The 16943-nt window shown below is 53.3% G+C and carries 19 protein-coding genes; 9 read left to right on the top strand and 10 right to left on the bottom strand.

The genetic code is table 11. The features are described from left to right. Genes QWF21_RS14970 through hemB form a run of 3 tightly spaced genes read left to right on the top strand, consistent with a single transcriptional unit; the run spans position 1 to position 2562 of the window. Positions 1-792, top strand: coding sequence for a TatD family hydrolase (locus tag QWF21_RS14970; RefSeq protein WP_330088847.1), 792 nt, complete (start codon positions 1-3; stop codon positions 790-792). Then, on the top strand, positions 789-1565 hold the full coding sequence (locus QWF21_RS14965; protein ID WP_330088846.1) for a GGDEF domain-containing protein: 777 nt from the start codon (positions 789-791) through the stop codon (positions 1563-1565). The genes QWF21_RS14970 and QWF21_RS14965 overlap by 4 nt, the downstream gene beginning before the upstream one ends. Beyond that, positions 1552-2562 carry a porphobilinogen synthase gene (gene hemB, locus QWF21_RS14960; RefSeq protein WP_330088845.1) on the top strand — a complete coding sequence of 337 codons (1011 nt, stop codon included), beginning with the start codon at positions 1552-1554 and terminating at the stop codon, positions 2560-2562. Before QWF21_RS14965 ends, hemB begins: the two co-directional genes overlap by 14 nt. 1 nt (position 2563) lies before the next feature. Here hemB and QWF21_RS14955 read toward each other — a convergent pair whose 3' ends face one another. The 4 genes from QWF21_RS14955 to rhlB are packed head-to-tail and all read right to left on the bottom strand — an operon-like array spanning position 2564 to position 6059. Continuing rightward, positions 2564-2812: a GNAT family N-acetyltransferase gene (locus QWF21_RS14955; protein ID WP_330088844.1), complete on the bottom strand. Its 249-nt coding sequence runs from the start codon at positions 2810-2812 to the stop codon at positions 2564-2566. Continuing rightward, positions 2790-3284 (bottom strand): GNAT family N-acetyltransferase, encoded by a 495-nt coding sequence (locus QWF21_RS14950; RefSeq protein WP_330088843.1) that lies wholly within the window; start codon positions 3282-3284, stop codon positions 2790-2792. Before QWF21_RS14950 ends, QWF21_RS14955 begins: the two co-directional genes overlap by 23 nt. After that, on the bottom strand, positions 3281-4804 hold the full coding sequence (gene gppA, locus QWF21_RS14945; protein WP_330088842.1) for a guanosine-5'-triphosphate,3'-diphosphate diphosphatase: 1524 nt from the start codon (positions 4802-4804) through the stop codon (positions 3281-3283). The genes QWF21_RS14950 and gppA overlap by 4 nt, the downstream gene beginning before the upstream one ends. Then, complete coding sequence (gene rhlB / locus QWF21_RS14940) at positions 4776-6059, bottom strand: ATP-dependent RNA helicase RhlB (protein WP_330088841.1); 1284 nt, start codon at positions 6057-6059, stop codon at positions 4776-4778. The genes gppA and rhlB overlap by 29 nt, the downstream gene beginning before the upstream one ends. A gap of 103 nt (positions 6060-6162) precedes the next feature. On the opposite strand from rhlB, the gene trxA reads away from it, so the two are divergent. Then, entirely contained in the window at positions 6163-6489 is a 327-nt protein-coding gene (gene trxA / locus QWF21_RS14935) for a thioredoxin TrxA (RefSeq protein WP_091343963.1), read from the top strand. A 226-nt stretch (positions 6490-6715) separates the two neighbouring features. Beyond that, positions 6716-7981, top strand: a complete 1266-nt coding sequence (gene rho, locus QWF21_RS14930) for a transcription termination factor Rho (RefSeq protein ID WP_330088840.1) — start codon at positions 6716-6718, stop codon at positions 7979-7981. 59 nt (positions 7982-8040) lie between these two features. Here rho and deoA read toward each other — a convergent pair whose 3' ends face one another. From deoA to QWF21_RS14905, 5 genes are all read right to left on the bottom strand, one after another. Then, positions 8041-9357: a thymidine phosphorylase gene (gene deoA, locus QWF21_RS14925; protein WP_330088839.1), complete on the bottom strand. Its 1317-nt coding sequence runs from the start codon at positions 9355-9357 to the stop codon at positions 8041-8043. 3 nt (positions 9358-9360) lie between these two features. Continuing rightward, positions 9361-9795 carry a cytidine deaminase gene (gene cdd, locus QWF21_RS14920; protein WP_330088838.1) on the bottom strand — a complete coding sequence of 145 codons (435 nt, stop codon included), beginning with the start codon at positions 9793-9795 and terminating at the stop codon, positions 9361-9363. Between the two features lie 92 nt (positions 9796-9887). Then, entirely contained in the window at positions 9888-10466 is a 579-nt protein-coding gene (locus tag QWF21_RS14915; protein WP_330088837.1) for a carbohydrate binding domain-containing protein, read from the bottom strand. 2 nt (positions 10467-10468) lie between these two features. Continuing rightward, positions 10469-11248: an amidohydrolase gene (locus QWF21_RS14910; RefSeq protein ID WP_330088836.1), complete on the bottom strand. Its 780-nt coding sequence runs from the start codon at positions 11246-11248 to the stop codon at positions 10469-10471. Further along, positions 11236-12387 carry a pyridoxal phosphate-dependent aminotransferase gene (locus QWF21_RS14905; RefSeq protein WP_330088835.1) on the bottom strand — a complete coding sequence of 384 codons (1152 nt, stop codon included), beginning with the start codon at positions 12385-12387 and terminating at the stop codon, positions 11236-11238. The genes QWF21_RS14910 and QWF21_RS14905 overlap by 13 nt, the downstream gene beginning before the upstream one ends. Before the next feature lie 172 nt (positions 12388-12559). Here QWF21_RS14905 and QWF21_RS14900 point away from each other — a divergent pair, with 172 nt between their 5' ends. Genes QWF21_RS14900 through QWF21_RS14890 form a run of 3 tightly spaced genes read left to right on the top strand, consistent with a single transcriptional unit; the run spans position 12560 to position 14417 of the window. Next, positions 12560-13201 (top strand): methylthioribulose 1-phosphate dehydratase, encoded by a 642-nt coding sequence (locus QWF21_RS14900; RefSeq protein WP_330088834.1) that lies wholly within the window; start codon positions 12560-12562, stop codon positions 13199-13201. Continuing rightward, complete coding sequence (gene mtnC, locus QWF21_RS14895) at positions 13198-13872, top strand: acireductone synthase (protein WP_330088833.1); 675 nt, start codon at positions 13198-13200, stop codon at positions 13870-13872. The genes QWF21_RS14900 and mtnC overlap by 4 nt, the downstream gene beginning before the upstream one ends. A gap of 2 nt (positions 13873-13874) precedes the next feature. Next, a complete protein-coding gene (locus QWF21_RS14890) occupies positions 13875-14417 on the top strand; it encodes a 1,2-dihydroxy-3-keto-5-methylthiopentene dioxygenase (protein WP_330088832.1) in 543 nt (180 codons plus the stop codon). A gap of 189 nt (positions 14418-14606) precedes the next feature. On the opposite strand, the gene mtnA is transcribed toward QWF21_RS14890, so the two are convergent. Further along, positions 14607-15632, bottom strand: a complete 1026-nt coding sequence (gene mtnA, locus QWF21_RS14885) for an S-methyl-5-thioribose-1-phosphate isomerase (RefSeq protein ID WP_330088831.1) — start codon at positions 15630-15632, stop codon at positions 14607-14609. Positions 15633-15718: 86 nt separating this feature from the next. On the opposite strand from mtnA, the gene mtnK reads away from it, so the two are divergent. Next, complete coding sequence (mtnK, locus tag QWF21_RS14880) at positions 15719-16927, top strand: S-methyl-5-thioribose kinase (protein ID WP_330088830.1); 1209 nt, start codon at positions 15719-15721, stop codon at positions 16925-16927. Positions 16928-16943: the final 16 nt, after the last annotated feature.

Genomic DNA, 16943 nt, shown 5'->3' with positions numbered 1-16943 from the left:
ATGAGCTGGTTTGATCTTGGTGTAAATCTGCTCAGCTCGCAATTTGATAGCGATCGAGAACAGGTGCTGGCACGTGCGCACCAGGCCGGTATCAGCAAGCTGTTACTGATTGCCTCAGATTTGACCGAGACAGCACACAATCAACACTGGTGCAGCCAACATACTGCCTGTGTCAGTACTGCCGGCGTCCATCCCCATCAGGCTGAGCACATTGCTGATGACTGGCTGGAACAGCTCCGGCAGTTGGTTGCACACCCAAGCGTCGTTGCCATCGGTGAGTGTGGCCTGGATTTTAACCGTAACTTCTCCAGCCAGTCAGCACAGGTCACGGTTTTTAGTGCTCAGCTGGCATTAGCACAAGAGCTTCAGTTGCCTGTCTATCTGCACGAACGCGATGCCTTTACCACACAAATAGCTCTGCTGAAAGAGCACCATGTCAGGCATGGCATCGCCCATTGCTTTACCGGCAACTCGGACCAACTGAAAGCGTATCTGGATTTAGGGCTCTATATTGGCATTACAGGCTGGCTCTGTGACGAGCGCCGTAATCAGGAATTGGTAGCTGCCTTACAGTATTTACCTCTGGACCGGATCTGTCTGGAAACTGATGCGCCTTATCTGCTGCCACGTACTTTGCAACCAAAACCCAAAAGCCGCCGCAATGAACCTGCTTTTTTGCTGGCTATCGCTCAGCAGTTGGCTAAGCTGAAAAATATTACGCTTGAACAACTGCAGCAGCATTGCTGGCACAACAGCCTGACTTTATTGCAACAAGCCGGAGGCGCTGAATGAGTCCGGTTGCCTGGACAGAGCCTGATATCTTGCTCGCGCTACTGCTAGGTGCGGTAGGCGGGCTGGTGGTGGTGGTGCCATGGCTTATCTGGCGTCATCGCCAGCATATTGAACGGCTGGCGGCAGAGCTGGAAAACACCATCTCAGAACGTACGCTGGAACTACAGATTACCTTGCAGGAACTGGCAGAGAAGAACCAGGAACTGGAAACACAAAGTACCACCGATGCGCTGTCAGGTGTTAAAAACCGGGCTTACTTTGACCGCAAAATCCAGGCCGAATTAAATCGTAGCCGTCGTGAACAGCGGCCACTAGCACTGATCTTGCTTGATATCGATTTTTTCAAACATGTGAATGATGAGTACGGCCACTTGGCCGGCGATCAGGTGATACGGCAAGTTGCAGGCTTTATTCAGAGCCAACTTAAGCGCTGCAGTGATCTGGTCTGTCGTTATGGTGGCGAGGAGTTCGCGTTGATCCTGCCCAACACCGATATCACGGGCGCTTTGCAGGTGGCAGAGCGGATTCGCAGCCAATTGGCAGCGAAGCCTTTGCCGGTACAGCAGCACCAACTTGCCATCACTATCAGTGCGGGTTGCTATGCGGCTGTTGCCAGCTCGGACAGCAGTATGGAGCTCTATATCCACAATGCCGACAAAGCCTTATATCAAGCGAAGAATTCAGGCCGTAATCAGGTTATCAGCTCACCTGCTGTGCTAAAGAGTATTACCAACACCACCGAACAAAAGGCTCCCAAACATGCCAAACCCTAATGACTTTCCATGGACCCGGATGCGCCGGATGCGTCAGGCTGATTTTAGCCGTCGGCTGATGGCAGAACACAGGCTAACTGTGGATGACTTGATTTACCCGGTTTTTGTGCTGGAAGGTGAGCAGCAGCGTGAAGCCATTGCCTCCATGCCGGGCATTGAACGCCTGAGTGTGGATCTGCTGGTCGAAGAAGCAAAACAGCTGGCTGCGCTGGGCATTCCTGCCATCGCGCTCTTCCCTGTTACACCAGCAGAAAAGAAATCGCTGCAGGCCGAAGAAGCCTGGAACCCGGATGGCTTGGCCCAGCGGGCAGTTCGGGCACTAAAAGCTGCCGTGCCGGAGCTTGGTGTGATTACTGATGTGGCACTGGACCCTTTCACCACTCATGGTCAGGATGGCATTATCGACGATAGTGGCTATGTGGTGAATGATGTCACCACCGAAGCTTTAGTGAAACAGGCACTGTCGCATGCCGAAGCCGGCGCCGATGTGGTAGCGCCATCGGATATGATGGATGGCCGCATTGGCGCGATTCGTGAGGCGCTGGAAGAAGCCGGTTTCGTCCATACCCGCATTCTGGCTTATTCCGCCAAATACGCTTCCAGCTACTACGGTCCTTTCCGGGATGCGGTCGGCTCCGCCGCCAACCTAAAAGGTGGCGATAAAAAAACCTATCAGATGGATCCGGCCAATAGCGACGAAGCACTGCGCGAAGTGGCGCTGGATTTAACGGAGGGCGCCGATATGGTGATGGTGAAACCTGGTATGCCTTACTTAGACATAGTGCGGCGGGTCAAAGACGAATTTGGCGTCCCGACCTTTGCCTATCAGGTTAGCGGCGAGTACGCCATGCATATGGCTGCCATTCAAAACGGCTGGTTGGCAGAAAAGCCGGTCATTATGGAATCCCTACTGGCCTTTAAGCGGGCCGGTGCCGATGGCATCCTGACCTATTTCGCCAAAAAAGTTGCGGTTTGGCTGAAAGAAACAACTACCTGAATCACAAAAACTTCTGCACATACCAGCAACTGGCCTGTACGGCCAATTGCTGTTGCTGCGCCCAGCTAAGCCCATGCCGTACCAACTGCTCAGCCATGCCCTGGCCACGCAGTGCATCCGGTACATAAGTGCGCCAGAAATCGACACTATCGCCAAGCAGTTGGTATTCCAGCAGTGCTTCTTCGCCTTGCTGCACAATGCGAAAGCGCTGCAACTCGGGTTGGTGCTCAATGGCGTAGCGCATGTTCATTCCTCAGAGATTGACACAAAATATGCTGTGGCCCGGCTGAACCACCCAGATACAACTGGCCACTGTCTGCAAAACCATGTTTTTGGTACAAGCGAGCGGCTGACTGATTACGGCAATTGACGGTCAGTACCAGCCGCTTGAAACCGGGGAATTGCTGCTGACAATAGGCTGGCAGCTCACGCAAAACCGCTCCGGCGATGCCCCGCCCTTGTGCCGTCTGGTCAATAAAAAAACAACGCAACCCCAAATCCTTTGGCAACGCAAAGGCATGATAAGCACTGTAATGACTATCGAGCAAAAAGAAGCCCACTGCGTGTTGCTGATGACACACCAACTGGAAATGTTCACCTTCACGCTGTTGAGTGATCACGTCGCTAACAGGCAGAACAAAATCCTGCTGCGCCGACGCTACGCTCAACTGCCTGACTTCGGTTGGCACCGGCGTAGGGCAAGGACGCAGCGTGATGTTCACTGCAGCTCCAGCTCCCAGCCAGCGGCCTGCTGGTATTGCACTTCCTGCTCCAGCTCGGCCCGCATCAGCGGGTGCTGATCGAGCCAGCCAGCGGGCAATTGCAGCACCAATTGCTCACCTTTACCGCTTAGAGTGACATTGGGCAAGGCTTCATGCCGTCGGCGCATCGACAGCACCACGGCCAATCGCAGTATCCGCGTCAGTCGCACCGTTAACAGCACCGAAGTCATGGTCTGTTTAGCAATCAGTTCCCGGTTGATATCGGCTCTGTGGTTATGCACCAGTGCCATCAACAGCTGCTGCTGGGCCCGGGTAAAACCGGGTAAATCGGAGTGGCTGATGATGTAAGCACCATGGTGATGGTGGTTTTTGTATTCTATCAACAGGCCCAGCTCATGCAAAAGTGCTGCGCCATGCAGTAAACCCAGGCCATCAAACGCAGTCAGTGACCAGCGCGGGCTGAGTTGCTGTGCCAACGACTGAGCCATATCCGCCACCCGGTTGGCATGCTGCTGATCGATATGATAACGCACCATCAGGCTGGCCATGGTGCGGTGACGCACATCGCTTTCCTGCAGCTGAGGCAGCATGCTGTACAGCACGCCTTCACGCAAAGCACCACCCGATAAGGTCATGCCTTTGATACCCAGCGCACGGAACAAAGCAATCAAAATGGCAAGGCCCGATGGAAACACCTGCCGCCGCTCCTGCGCTAAACCAATCAGGCTCAGTTGATCCTGCCGACCACAGACCACCGCTTGCTGCATAATGGCTTCCAGTCGCTGCAAGGTAATGGTTTCATCCAGCCCCTGAGCAATCAGAATTTCCTGCATTGCTTGCACCGTGCCAGAAGCCCCCACTGCCACCTGCCAGCCCAACTCAGTAAATTCCGCCAAAATCGGCGCCAGCGTTTGCTCTGCAGCAGCAATAGCAGCATTGAAATTGTCTTCAGTCAGTAAGCCATCGGCAAAGTAAGCGTCCAGGAAGGTCACACAGCCCATATGCAGGCTGCTGAGTTTGAGTGGTTCAAAGCCTTTGCCGATAATAATTTCCGTGCTGGCCCCGCCGATATCAATGACCAGACGGTTTTGTTCGCAGTTGGAGGTATGAGCCACGCCCAGATAGATAATGCGGGCTTCTTCTTCGCCGCTGATCACCCGGATGGGGTGGCCTAAGATATGCTCGGCATCGTGCAAAAAGGTTTTGACATTGCGGGCCAACCTTAAAGTGGCGGTGCCAACAATACGGACATTTTGTGGCGGAATATCCTGCAAACGCTCGGCAAAAAGCGCCAGGCACTCCCAGCCGCGCTTCATCGCCCGGCGGCTTAGCACCAGGTTTTCATTCAAACCGGCGGCCAACCGAACTTTACGCTTCACCCGGCCTATCACCTGCACACTGCCGCCAACCACCTTGACCATCAGCATATGAAAGCTGTTGGAGCCAAGGTCGATGACGGCGTAGATATCCTGCTGTTCTGAGCGGGCTGGCTCAGCGACTGCGTGGACGTCGGCTGGCATTTGAGCTGGATCCGCTGCGACCACGGTTACCACCCCCACTGCGTGCTGTGGTGGTACGACGTCGAGCCCGAGGTTTGGGTGTCGTTAAATCGGTTAACAACGCATCCGGATCGTACTGGGTCACAGGCAACGGATGCCGGATGTAGTCTTCAATCGCCGTCAGGTTTAGCGCATAGCGCTCACAGGCAAAACTGATGGCTTTGCCACTTTCGCCCGCCCGGCCGGTACGACCAATACGGTGGACATAATCTTCGCAATCGTCCGGCAAATCGAAGTTGAAGACATGGCTCACTTTCGGAATATGCAGACCACGGGCGGCGACATCGGTTGCCACCAGAATATCCAGCTTGCCGCTGGTAAAGTCTTCCAGAATTTTCAGCCGTTTTTTCTGTACCACATCGCCGGTCAATAAACCTACCCGGTGACCATCGGCTTCCAGCCAGGCATGGACGTTCTCACAGCTGTGCTTGGTGTTGGCAAAGACAATGGCTTTGTCCGGCCACTCTTCTTCCATCAGGGTAAGTAACAACTTCATTTTGTCCGGATCGGATGGATAAAACAGCTCTTCGCTGATGCGACTGGCCGTCATCTGATCCGGTTCAATGTGAATGTGCACCGGTTCGTTCATTTGCTCAAACGCCAGCTCCTGCACCTTGTAGGACAAAGTCGCCGAAAATAACAAGCTAAGGCGCTCGTTGGCCGGCGGCATCTGACGGAATAAAAAGCGGATGTCTTTGATAAAGCCCAAATCGAACATCCGATCGGCTTCATCCAATACCACCACCTGAATTTGATCCAGCTGAAACAGGCCCTGCTTCTGATAGTCAATCAAGCGGCCAGTGGTGCCGATCAAAATATCGACGCCTTGTTCCAGCAACTGCCGTTGAGAGTCGTAGCCTTCGCCCCCATAGATAAGGCCAAGGCGAAAACCAGCGCTTTTTGCCAGTGCCACCGCATCCTGATGGATCTGAACCGCCAGTTCGCGCGTAGGAGCCATAATGATAGCGCGCGGCTGACCCGAGCCTCTGGGCTCGTTGTTCAATAAGTAGTGAAAGGTGGCGGTTAAAAACGCCAGGGTTTTACCGGTTCCGGTCTGAGCCTGGCCGGCGATGTCTTTGCCCTGCAGCGCCAGGGGCAGACACTGCGCCTGGATTGGAGTACAATAACTGAAACCCAGACTGTTCAGTGCGTCCAGGATCTGTGGTGCCAATGCGAAATCGGCGAACTTGTGCGATGTTAAGTGTGTTTTATTCATACCAGCCTAGCATAACTGTTCGCCTTGCATTAGGAAACAGCCGCGTTTAAATTGATGACATTTTTTGCAGTCGATCTGCCCAGTTCAATAACGGAGACAATCAATGAGTGACCTGATTTTACATGTTTCAGACGATAGTTTTGAAACCGATGTACTGAACGCTGAACAACCTGTTTTAGTCGATTTTTGGGCTGAATGGTGTGGCCCTTGTAAAATGATCGCGCCCATTCTGGACGATGTAGCGGGTGAATATCAAGGAAAAGTCACCATTGCCAAGCTGAATATCGATCAAAACCCGAATACCTCGCCTAAATACGGCATTCGCGGCATTCCTACCTTGCTGTTATTTAAAAATGGTCAGGTTGCAGCGACCAAAGTGGGCGCCCTATCCAAAACGCAATTAAAAGAGTTTTTGGACAGCAATATCTGATAACTCAGCCATGCATTGCAGTTTACTTAGCTGAACTGCAATGCTGCTGACTTTTTATGCAATTTTTTCATGATAAAATATAGACGCCTGCAGTATCTCCTGCTATTGTTACCAGCAGTACAACACCCATGACCACGCTTGTCTGTCGAGTAGACCAACTCCAAACCTTTTCAAACCCGCTGATAAGCTAACAACCCTTATTTAGATCAACTAGAACCCATCAACTATGCATTTAACAGAATTAAAAAGTAAGCCAATCAATGAACTGGTGGAATTAGCCGAGTCCATGGGCTTAGACAGCATGGCTCGTCTGCGCAAGCAGGACATTATCTTTGCCATTTTAAAGTCCCATGCCAAAAAAGGTGAAGAAATCTACGGCGGTGGCGTACTGGAGATTCTGCAGGATGGCTTCGGCTTCTTGCGCTCTGGCGACAGCTCCTATCTGGCAGGCCCGGACGATATCTATGTATCCCCCAGCCAAATTCGTCGCTTCAATTTACGTACCGGTGACACCATCGATGGGCTGATCCGGCCGCCGAAAGAAGGTGAGCGCTATTTTGCCCTGCTGAAAGTCAGCGAAGTAAACTTTGGTAAACCCGAACACGCCCGCAATAAGATCCTGTTTGAAAACTTAACCCCGCTGCATGCCAATGACCGCCTGCGAATGGAGCGTGGCAACGGCAGTACTGAAGACATCACGGCCCGGGTACTGGATTTGGCTTCCCCCATCGGCCGGGGCCAGCGCGGCTTGATTGTAGCGCCGCCCAAAGCCGGTAAAACCCTGCTGCTGCAAAACATCGCTCAGTCCATCGCCGCCAACCACCCGGAATGTGTGCTGATGGTGCTGTTGATTGACGAGCGGCCGGAAGAAGTCACGGAAATGCAGCGACTGGTCAAAGGCGAAGTGATTGCCTCTACCTTCGATGAACCTGCCAGCCGCCACGTGCAGGTCGCTGAGATGGTGATTGAAAAAGCCAAGCGCCTGGTTGAGCACAAAAAAGACGTTATTATTCTGCTCGATTCCATCACCCGCTTAGCCCGAGCTTACAACACCGTGATCCCAAGCTCAGGCAAGGTACTGACCGGTGGTGTCGATGCCAATGCGCTGCACAAACCAAAGCGTTTCTTTGGCGCCGCCCGTAATGTGGAAGAAGGCGGCAGCTTAACCATTATCGCTACTGCCCTAGTGGATACCGGCTCGAAGATGGACGAAGTCATCTACGAAGAGTTTAAAGGCACCGGCAACCTGGAGCTGCATCTGGCTCGTAAAATTGCTGAAAAGCGGATCTTCCCGGCTATTGATTTCAATCGCTCCGGTACCCGTCGTGAAGAGTTGATGGTGTCCCAGGAAGAACTGCAGAAAATGTGGATCCTGCGCAAAATTCTCAACCCAATGGATGAGGCAGATGCCATGGAGTTTTTAATCGACAAGCTGGGCATGACCAAGACCAACGACGAGTTCTTTGAGTCCATGAAGCGTCAGCGCAGCTAACAGCCTTCCGTAGCTCTAACAAGCCAGCCTGCAACCAGGCTGGCTTTTTTATTGCCTGCTTAGCCCAGACGCTGATGGATCAAAGGCATAGTGTCAACCGGCTCAGGCGCAATGGTGCAAGCAGCCAATACTTCCTGCACCGCCTGCTCAGCATCCTGTCGGCTGGCTGCGTGCACCTGCAGCAGCGGCTGCCCTTGGGTGATCGGACTGCCCGCCGCACACATAGCACTAAAACCTACCGCAGGATTGATTTTTTGCTCCGGATGCGAACGACCACCACCTAAACGTACCACGGCCATCCCAAGCGCCACTGTATCGTTGATCCGCAGGTAGCCACTGGTCGGTGCCGGTACATCCAGCACCACCGGCGCCTGTGCCAGATGAGCCGCCGGCCGCTCCAGCAAATCCGTTGGCCCACCAAGTGCGGCCACCATTCGGGCAAAGTACTCCGCAGCTTTTCCACTGCTCAGGCTTTGTTCTAACGCATCCACAGCGCTGGCTTTGTCCTTCGCGACTCCGGTTAGCACCAACATCTCAGCACCCAGTGCCAGTGTTAGCTGATGCAAGCGCGGTTCGCGTTTTTTGCCCGTCAGATAATCCAGGGTTTCCAGTACTTCCAGTGCATTACCGGCTGTAAGGCCAAGGATCTGGTTCATATCGGTAATCAGCGCTGCCGTCGGGACCCCTGCGCCACAGGCGGTATCCACAATGCTGCAGGCCAATTCATGCGCATCTTCTGCTGTGGCCATAATGGCACCATTGCCAACTTTAACATCCATCACCAGCGCATCCAGCCCTTCCGATAACTTCTTTGATAAAATCGAAGCGGTTATCAACGGAATGGATTCCACTGTGGCTGTGACATCGCGAATGCCATACAAACGCCGATCGGCCGGTGCCAGCTCATCGGTCTGACCGACGATTAAACAGCCCAGCTCTGGCAGCAACTGGCGGATACGGCTCAGCGACTGATTGCAGCTGTAACCTGGGATACTCTCCAGTTTATCGACTGTACCACCGGTATGGCCTAACCCACGGCCGGCAATGCTGGGCATAAAAACGCCACAGGCCGCCACCATAGGTGCCAGCATCAAAGTCACTTTATCGCCGACACCACCTGTGCTGTGTTTATCCACCACAGGACCATTCAGTTGGCCCTGCCAGTTCAGGCAGGAACCTGAGTCACGCATCGCCAGGGTAAGCGCCACTTTTTCATCCACCGACATGCCGTTCAGGTAAATCGCCATGGCCAGCGCGGCGGCCTGACTGTCGCTGAAACTGCCATCGGTTAAGCCTTTGGCAAACTGCTGAATATCGGCCTGGCTGAGTGCCTTGCCATCGCGTTTAATTTTAATAATTTCCTGAGGGATAGGCATGCCTTACTCCGTCGCTACTTTAGTGCTGTTTGCTAGATACATAGGGGTGAAGGCCTCTGGCAGCAGTTGCTGTACTGTCCAGCCTTGCAGTTGCTCTTTATGGTTGCTGCTGTAAATCATAGTGTCTGGCAAGAAAAACTCGGCAATCACCTGACGGCATATACCACAGGGCGGCGTTAACTGCTCTTGTGGGGTATAAACCATTAAAGCATCAAACTGGCGTACCCCTGCCACCACACCAGCGGCAATGGCGTTGCGCTCGGCACAGACAGTGCCCCCATAAGACGCATTTTCTACATTGCATCCCGTGTAGATTTGGCCACTGATGGCGCGTACTGCGACCCCCACTGGAAACTGGCTATAAGGGGCGTAAGCCTGTGCTGCCGCTGCTTTTGCTGCCTGATACAGGGGCTCAAGTTCAGACGTTATCGCTGTCATTTGTCATTCTCATTCAATCTGGCCATACCGACCCGGATCAACAGTTATGACGGCAAACCCTGCACAGATCAAGAGCAGAGGTTGAAATAGTGTTACTCTGTTAAACGAATTGCACGAATGCTGAGCGATGCCTGGCCGCCTGCGTCGTCGGTCAAATCCGGTACCAGATAAATGGCATTCACATGCGCTGCTACTATGCCATGATCGATGGATGTTGCAGGTGTCCAGTCCGGACGCTCAAAATCACTCAGAACCAGGGTAACTTGCCGCCAGTCGGTTGCCGCCGATAACACTGTCTGATAATGCGCATAGCTCTGATCGCCTTGCTCGCCATACTCCAGCTGCGATAACTTCACCACCAAATCGCTACTGCTGAGGTATTCCAGCGAGATGCTACTGTAACCGCCCAAGCTGCCTGCAGGTAGATCATAAATCAGCTCGACCCAGGAGTTGTTTTGCTCATCAACCCGGGGGACACGGGTAAAGGCAATGCGGGCAATACCATCTTGCACCAGGTCACCATCGACAGCTGCCTTGCTGCCATGAGGATCGGTGGCGTAACGCCAGTCCAGTGCATCCAATTCACCCTTGACCGCAGAAGGAACTGCTGACCTGTCGCTGCAGCCAAGCAGCGCCAGCAATACCAACAACCCTAACCATTGATGTTTCATTCTTATCTCCTCGTCGTTAGTTCAAACCCATCCGCATCCAGATAAGCCGGGAATTTATCTTTAAACTGCTGCAATGCGGCTCCATCCAGCTCAGCTGCCAACACAGCCGCCCTATCAGCACCATCCACCAGCGACTGGCCCAAATAATCGAGCAGCAAGCTATCACCACTGTATTCAACACCATTGCCATCGCTGCCGATGCGGTTACAACCAATCACGTAGCACTGGTTTTCAATGGCGCGGGCTGCCAGCAGCGTGCGCCAGGCCAAGCGACGCGGTGCCGGCCAGTTAGCAACATAAATCAACACATCGTAATCATTCCGGTTTCGGCTAAATACCGGGAAACGCAGGTCGTAACAGATTTGCAGGCAAAAACGCAGCCCGCGCCAGGGTACAATCACCCGATCAGTACCAGCCTGGTAGGCATCATGCTCGCCCGCCATCCGAAACAGATGTTTCTTATCGTACTGAAAGTACTGCCCTTCAGGTGTAACAAAGTACAAACGGTTGTAGTACCTGCCCTGCTCTGTCACCGCCACCGAGCCACAAAGTGCCGCGCCGGATAACGCCGCCTGCTGTTTCAGCCAGTTCAGGCTCTCCCCACCGGCCGGCTCGGCAACGGCGGCACTGTCCATCGAAAAGCCGGTGGTAAACATTTCCGGCAACACAATCAAATCCTGACCGCTCAAAGCTGCAATTTGCCCGGCTAACTGCTGCCGGTTGGCCTTGGGATCCTGCCAATGCAGCCTGCATTGGACTGCGGCAACCTTTACAGCTGGCATAACACCTCCGCTGCCTGGCGCAAAGTAGATTCGTCCTTCGCAAAACAAAACCGAATCAACCGCTGGTCCGGCGGTGCTTGATAAAACACACTCAGCGGGATTGCTGCTATCTTGTGATCGATAGTGAGCCTGCGACAAAATTCAACATCCGATAGATCGCTGATGGCACTGTAATCGGCCAGCTGAAAATAAGTCCCCTGTGCAGGCAGCAACTGCAAGCGGCTGTGGCTCAGTTGCGATGCAAAATAATCACGCTTGTGCTGGTAAAAGGCAGCTAAACCACTGACCTGCTCCGGGTGCTGCTGCAGCATGGTCGCTACCGCATATTGCGCTGGAGTAAAGCTGGAAAAAGTGACGTACTGATGTACTTTGCGAAACTCCGCCATCAGCGGTGCTGGCGCCACACAATACCCCAGCTTCCAGCCGGTGACATGAAAGGTTTTGCCAAAGGATGAGACTACCAGGCTGCGCGCTGCTAAGTCTGGAAAGCACAAGGCACTGAGTTGCGGCCGGCGATCAAATACCATGTGTTCGTAGACTTCATCGCTCAGGCAATACAAACCATGCTGGCAAACCAGGTGCTGCAACTGCTGCCAGTCATCCGCGGTAAAAACCTGGCTGCTTGGATTATGCGGGCTATTGACGATAATCAGCCGGGTTTTATCGGTAATCGAGTCCGCCACTTGCTGCCAGTCGACCTGAAAATCAGGGGCCTTCAGAGCCAGGTGCACCGTGCTGCCACCAGCCAACTGTACAGCTGGGGCATAACTGTCGTAAGCGGGATCAAAAACGATCACCTCATCACCGGGGCGAACCAGTGCCTGGATGGCACAAAACAGCGCCTCGGTTGCACCAGATGTAACCGTGATCTGTTGCTCCGGGCATAGCTGCTGCCGGTAACAACGCGCAATCAGAGCGGCGATCTGCTGGCGCAGAACCAACACCCCAGCCATGGGTGCATACTGGTTCAGCCCCTGCTGGCTATATGCTGCCAGTTGCTGCAGCAAGAAAGGATCACAGCCAAAATCAGGAAAGCCCTGTGACAGGTTGATCGCTTGCTGCTCAGCAGCCAACTGCGACATCTGACTAAAAATCGAGCTGCCCACTGCGGGCAGTTTGGATTGGAGGTTGGAGTACATAGTTTGTCCTGACAGTGAACTATCCTTACCTTAACGCCTGCAGCAGGCTCGCTGCAACCGGCCAAAGCCGGCACTAAGCCGCACTGGTTGCCAAATTACTCAGGCATGCTATCATTTCAGCCCTATTTATGTATAGACATCTAAACGTCAGGGCGTTCAGAGGTGTAAGCTAATGAATCATACAACGCAGCAGGTACAACAATTAAATCCTTACGCGATCGCCTTGTGTGCTACTGGCCGCTGGATTGCCAGCCGTCACTGGGTGCCTGCTACTGGCGGTAACTTTTCCATACGCACTGCTGAACACAGTGCCCTGGTCACCGCATCCGGCAAAGATAAAGGCGAACTCAGCCCGCACGATCTGCTGCCAGTCAGTTGGGCAGAAGGCGAGCTGGTTTGCGCCGGTCAGCCTTCTGCAGAAACAGCATTGCACGCCCGGCTTTATCAACTGGATGATTCAATAAAAGCGGTGTTGCACACTCACTCGGTACAAGCCACCGTGTTTTCCCGGTTGATTCCAACCGAACAGCACACATTTACCGGCTACGAGATGCAAAAGGCCATTCGCGGTCAGCTCAGCCACGACCAGCCCTGCCCCCTGATTATTTTTGAGAATACTCAGGACATGCCAGCCCTTGCCGCTCAGGTCGCTACCAACTGGTCACAGGTGAAGGGCGCCTCGGCCTTACTGGTTCGCGGCCATGGTCTTTATGTTTGGGGCCAGAATCTGGATGAAGCAAAAAGACATTTAGAGGCCTGGGAATTTCTTATACACTGTGAGCTGGAACGAATTCGACTTACTGGATCTTTATGAAATACCGCGCCCTGATCACCGACATTGAAGGCACTACCACCCGTATCAGCTTTGTCACCGAGGTGTTGTTTCCCTATGCCGCAGAGCAGCTACCGGACTTTATCCGCCAGCGCAGTGAACAGGCCGAAGTAGCCTTGCAACTAAAGGCGGTCCGCCAGTTGATGAAGCAACCGGAAGCCAGCCTGAACGACATTATTGCCCAATTGCAGGCCTGGATCCGTGCTGATGAAAAAATCACGCCACTGAAAGCCCTGCAAGGCATGGTCTGGCGGCTCGGGTATCAACAAGGGCACTTTACCGGCCACCTGTACCCGGATGCTGCCGAGCAGCTCAAAGTATGGCAAGCCAAGGGGGTGCAACTCTTTGTCTACAGCTCAGGCTCGGTAGAGGCGCAGCAACTGCTGTTTCGCTACAGTGACTTTGGCGATTTAACCCCCTTGTTCAGTGGTTACTTTGATACCCGCATTGGTGGAAAAAAGGAGATCTCCTCCTACGCGGCTATTTTGCAACATTTGCAACTGCCACCCGGCCAGGTGCTGTTTTTGTCCGATGTGGTGGCCGAACTGGATGCCGCCAGCAAGTTGGGGATCGCTACCACCCAGTTAATTCGTGACGGTCAAGCCTCTGGGATGCACCCGGTTGCCCAGGATTTTAACCAAATCGAGGTCTAATTATGTCCAGCTTAACCATCTACACAGCCCAGGAGCCCACTCAACCAGTATTCCAAAGCGACAACCTGGTTGAGATTGCCGAGAAACTGCAGCAACAAGGGATCCGCTTTGAACAATGGCAAGCCAATCAACCCATCGAGGCCAGCACCGATCACGCCAGCATCCTGGCAGCCTACAGCGATGACATCGCGCGACTTAAGCAGCAAGGCGGCTATGTGACGGTAGATGTGATTTCACTAAGCAGTGATCACCCGGATAAAGTGGCCTTACGGCAAAAGTTTCTGGCCGAACATACTCACAGTGAAGATGAGGTGCGCTTTTTTGTCCGAGGTGAGGGGTTGTTTTGTCTGCATTTGGGCGAGCATATATATCAGGTGCTGTGCCAGCAAAACGATTTAATCAGTGTACCGGCTAATACCCCACATTGGTTTGATATGGGCAGCGATCCCAACTTCACCGCGATTCGGTTATTCAATAACCCGGAAGGCTGGGTTGCTAACTTTACTGGTAGCGAAATTGCCAGTCGCTTTCCATTATTGCCTTAAAGCCTTAGCAGTCCAATGTGACAACCAACAGGGTTGTATAGCTGAGTTTTTCTCATTCGACGGATGGATTTATCTCCTTTGTCAGCAAAACAGAAACAACTTAGTCTGTACCTGTCGCCCCGAAAAGGCGGTTCCACCCTGTCTATCCTTGTCTTTCGCCCGGAGCTTGCTCCGGGCATTTTTTTATGCTCAACGCAGCCGCGTTAAGACGCCGGCAGCAACAGCAGCCCCCTCAAACACACCACTGTCCAGCACCCAGCCAGTCACCAGCTTAGCTGGCGTAACATCAAAGGCTGGGTTAAATACGGATGCCTGCTCCGGTGACCAGCAGACGCTGCCAAAACTACCGCTCACACCGCGCACTTCCGCCGCCGGGCGCTGCTCGATCGGGATCTGACCGCCATCGCTACAACCCGGGTCTACTGTAGTATGCGGCGCTACCACATAGAAAGGGATCCGATGATAATGTGCCAGCACTGCCAGGCTGTAAGTGCCAACTTTGTTGGCAAAATCGCCATTGGCGGCAATGCGGTCGGCCCCGACAAAAATACGGTCGACCTGACCGCGAGCCATTAACATGGCCGCCATATTGTCGCATATCAGCTGATAGGGGATGCCGAGCTGCTGACACTCCCAGGCAGTTAAGCGCCCGCCCTGCAATAGGGGCCGCGTTTCATCGACCCATAGCTGAATTTGCTTCCCCTGCTGATGTGCTAACCGAATCACCCCAAAGGCAGTGCCTACGCCTGCAGTTGCCAGGCCCCCCGTATTACAATGTGTCAGCAAACGCTCACCCGGCTGCACAAGCGCGGCACCATGGGCAGCCATCTGCAAGCACAATTGCACATCCTCGGCAAACAGCTGCTCCGCACATTCCACTGCGGCCCCCACATAATCCTGCTGCACCAAGGCTGCAGCCATGGCATCCAGATTATTCATCAGGTTTACCGCTGTCGGGCGGGCTGCCCGAAGCACTTCAGCGCTTTGCAGCAGTTGCTCCCGGCTATCCCCCTGCTCTGCCCGATATGCCAACAATAAGGAAGCAGCCATGCCAATGGCCGGCGCCCCCCGCACCTGCAACTGCTGGATCATGGTAACCATTTGGTTTACTTCGGTGCAGTGCAGCCAGCTTTGCTGATGCGGCAACTGCGTTTGATCCAGTATATACAGTTGGCTTTGCTCGGTTTTAATGCTGAGACCCGCTATATTTTTCATGCTTTATGCCCAATTTAGCCTTGCAGACGTCTAGAATGTTTGCGATTATGCAGCTCTTCTATTGCCCTGACAAGTCCGGATCCAGCATGAGCGACTACCAAACTTTTACCGCAGACGATGCCAGACAGTTTGCACTCAGCCATAGTGATACTTTTCGTGACAGCGACAAACTTGAAGCCGAAGAATTTGGTGACGGCAACCTGAACCTGGTGTTTCGGGTTAAAAACCAACAGGGCCGAAGCCTGATTGTGAAGCAAGCCCTGCCATACGCCCGCTGTGTTGGTGAAAGCTGGCCGCTTACCATTGACCGAGCCAGAATAGAGGCTGAAGTATTGCTACGTCACGGTCGGATTTGCCCGGAACATACCGTCCAAGTACTGCATTACGATGCAGCCAAAGCAGCGATTTTGATGGAGGATTTAGGGCAACTGACTATTTTGCGTAGCGAGTTGGTAGCGGGCAAACAGTTCCCCAGGCTTGCCAGCCAAATGGCGCAGTATCTGGCGCATACCTTGTTTCATACCAGTGATTTTGTGCTAAATGGTTTACAGAAGAAAACCGAGGTTGCCCGCTTTTTAAACCCGGAACTCTGCCTGATTACTGAAGATTTATTCTTCACCGATCCCTACTGCAATCACGAGCGCAACAACATTCATCAGGCCATTCTGCCACAGGCGCGTGAGCTTTGGCACGATGAGGCCTTGCAGGCCGAAGTGGCACGACTGAAAGCGGACTTTCTTTCCAAGCCACAAGCCCTGTTGCATGGCGATGTGCACAGCGGCAGTATTTTTATTGATGCACAACAGTGCAAAGTCATCGATGCTGAGTTTGGTTTTTATGGCCCTATCGGTTTCGACGTCGGCAGCCTGATCGGCAATTTATTGCTGAACTACGCCGGTCAGTTTGGTTTGCAGGAAGACACTACTGCCCTCGAGCAACAACATAGGTATCTGCTCGAACAAATCGAAACACTTTGGCAAGGTTTTGCCAGTGAGTTTAGCCAACTGATGCAAACCCAGAGCAAAGAAAGTAGCTTTGCCAACAGCAGCTATCAGCACTTTTTCCTGCAACAAGTGCTGGCCGACAGCATCGGCTATGCCGGTTGTGAATTGATCCGCCGTACCGTTGGCCTGGCTCATGTCGCGGATTTAGAGCAGATCCGTAATGAGCAGCTTCGTGCCCGTAGTGAGCGTTTAGCGCTGATGCTGGGGCGGCAGCTTATTATGCAGCGACACAGCCTCACCACCATTCAGCAACTACTCACGCTGGTGCAGCACCAGGAACTTCCAGCCTAAGCAGAGGCTATGCCTT

The sequence above is a fragment of the Alkalimonas mucilaginosa genome (assembly GCF_036327005.1).
Lineage (GTDB): Bacteria > Pseudomonadota > Gammaproteobacteria > Enterobacterales > Alteromonadaceae > Alkalimonas > Alkalimonas mucilaginosa.
This window is presented reverse-complemented; position numbering and strand designations above follow the sequence as displayed.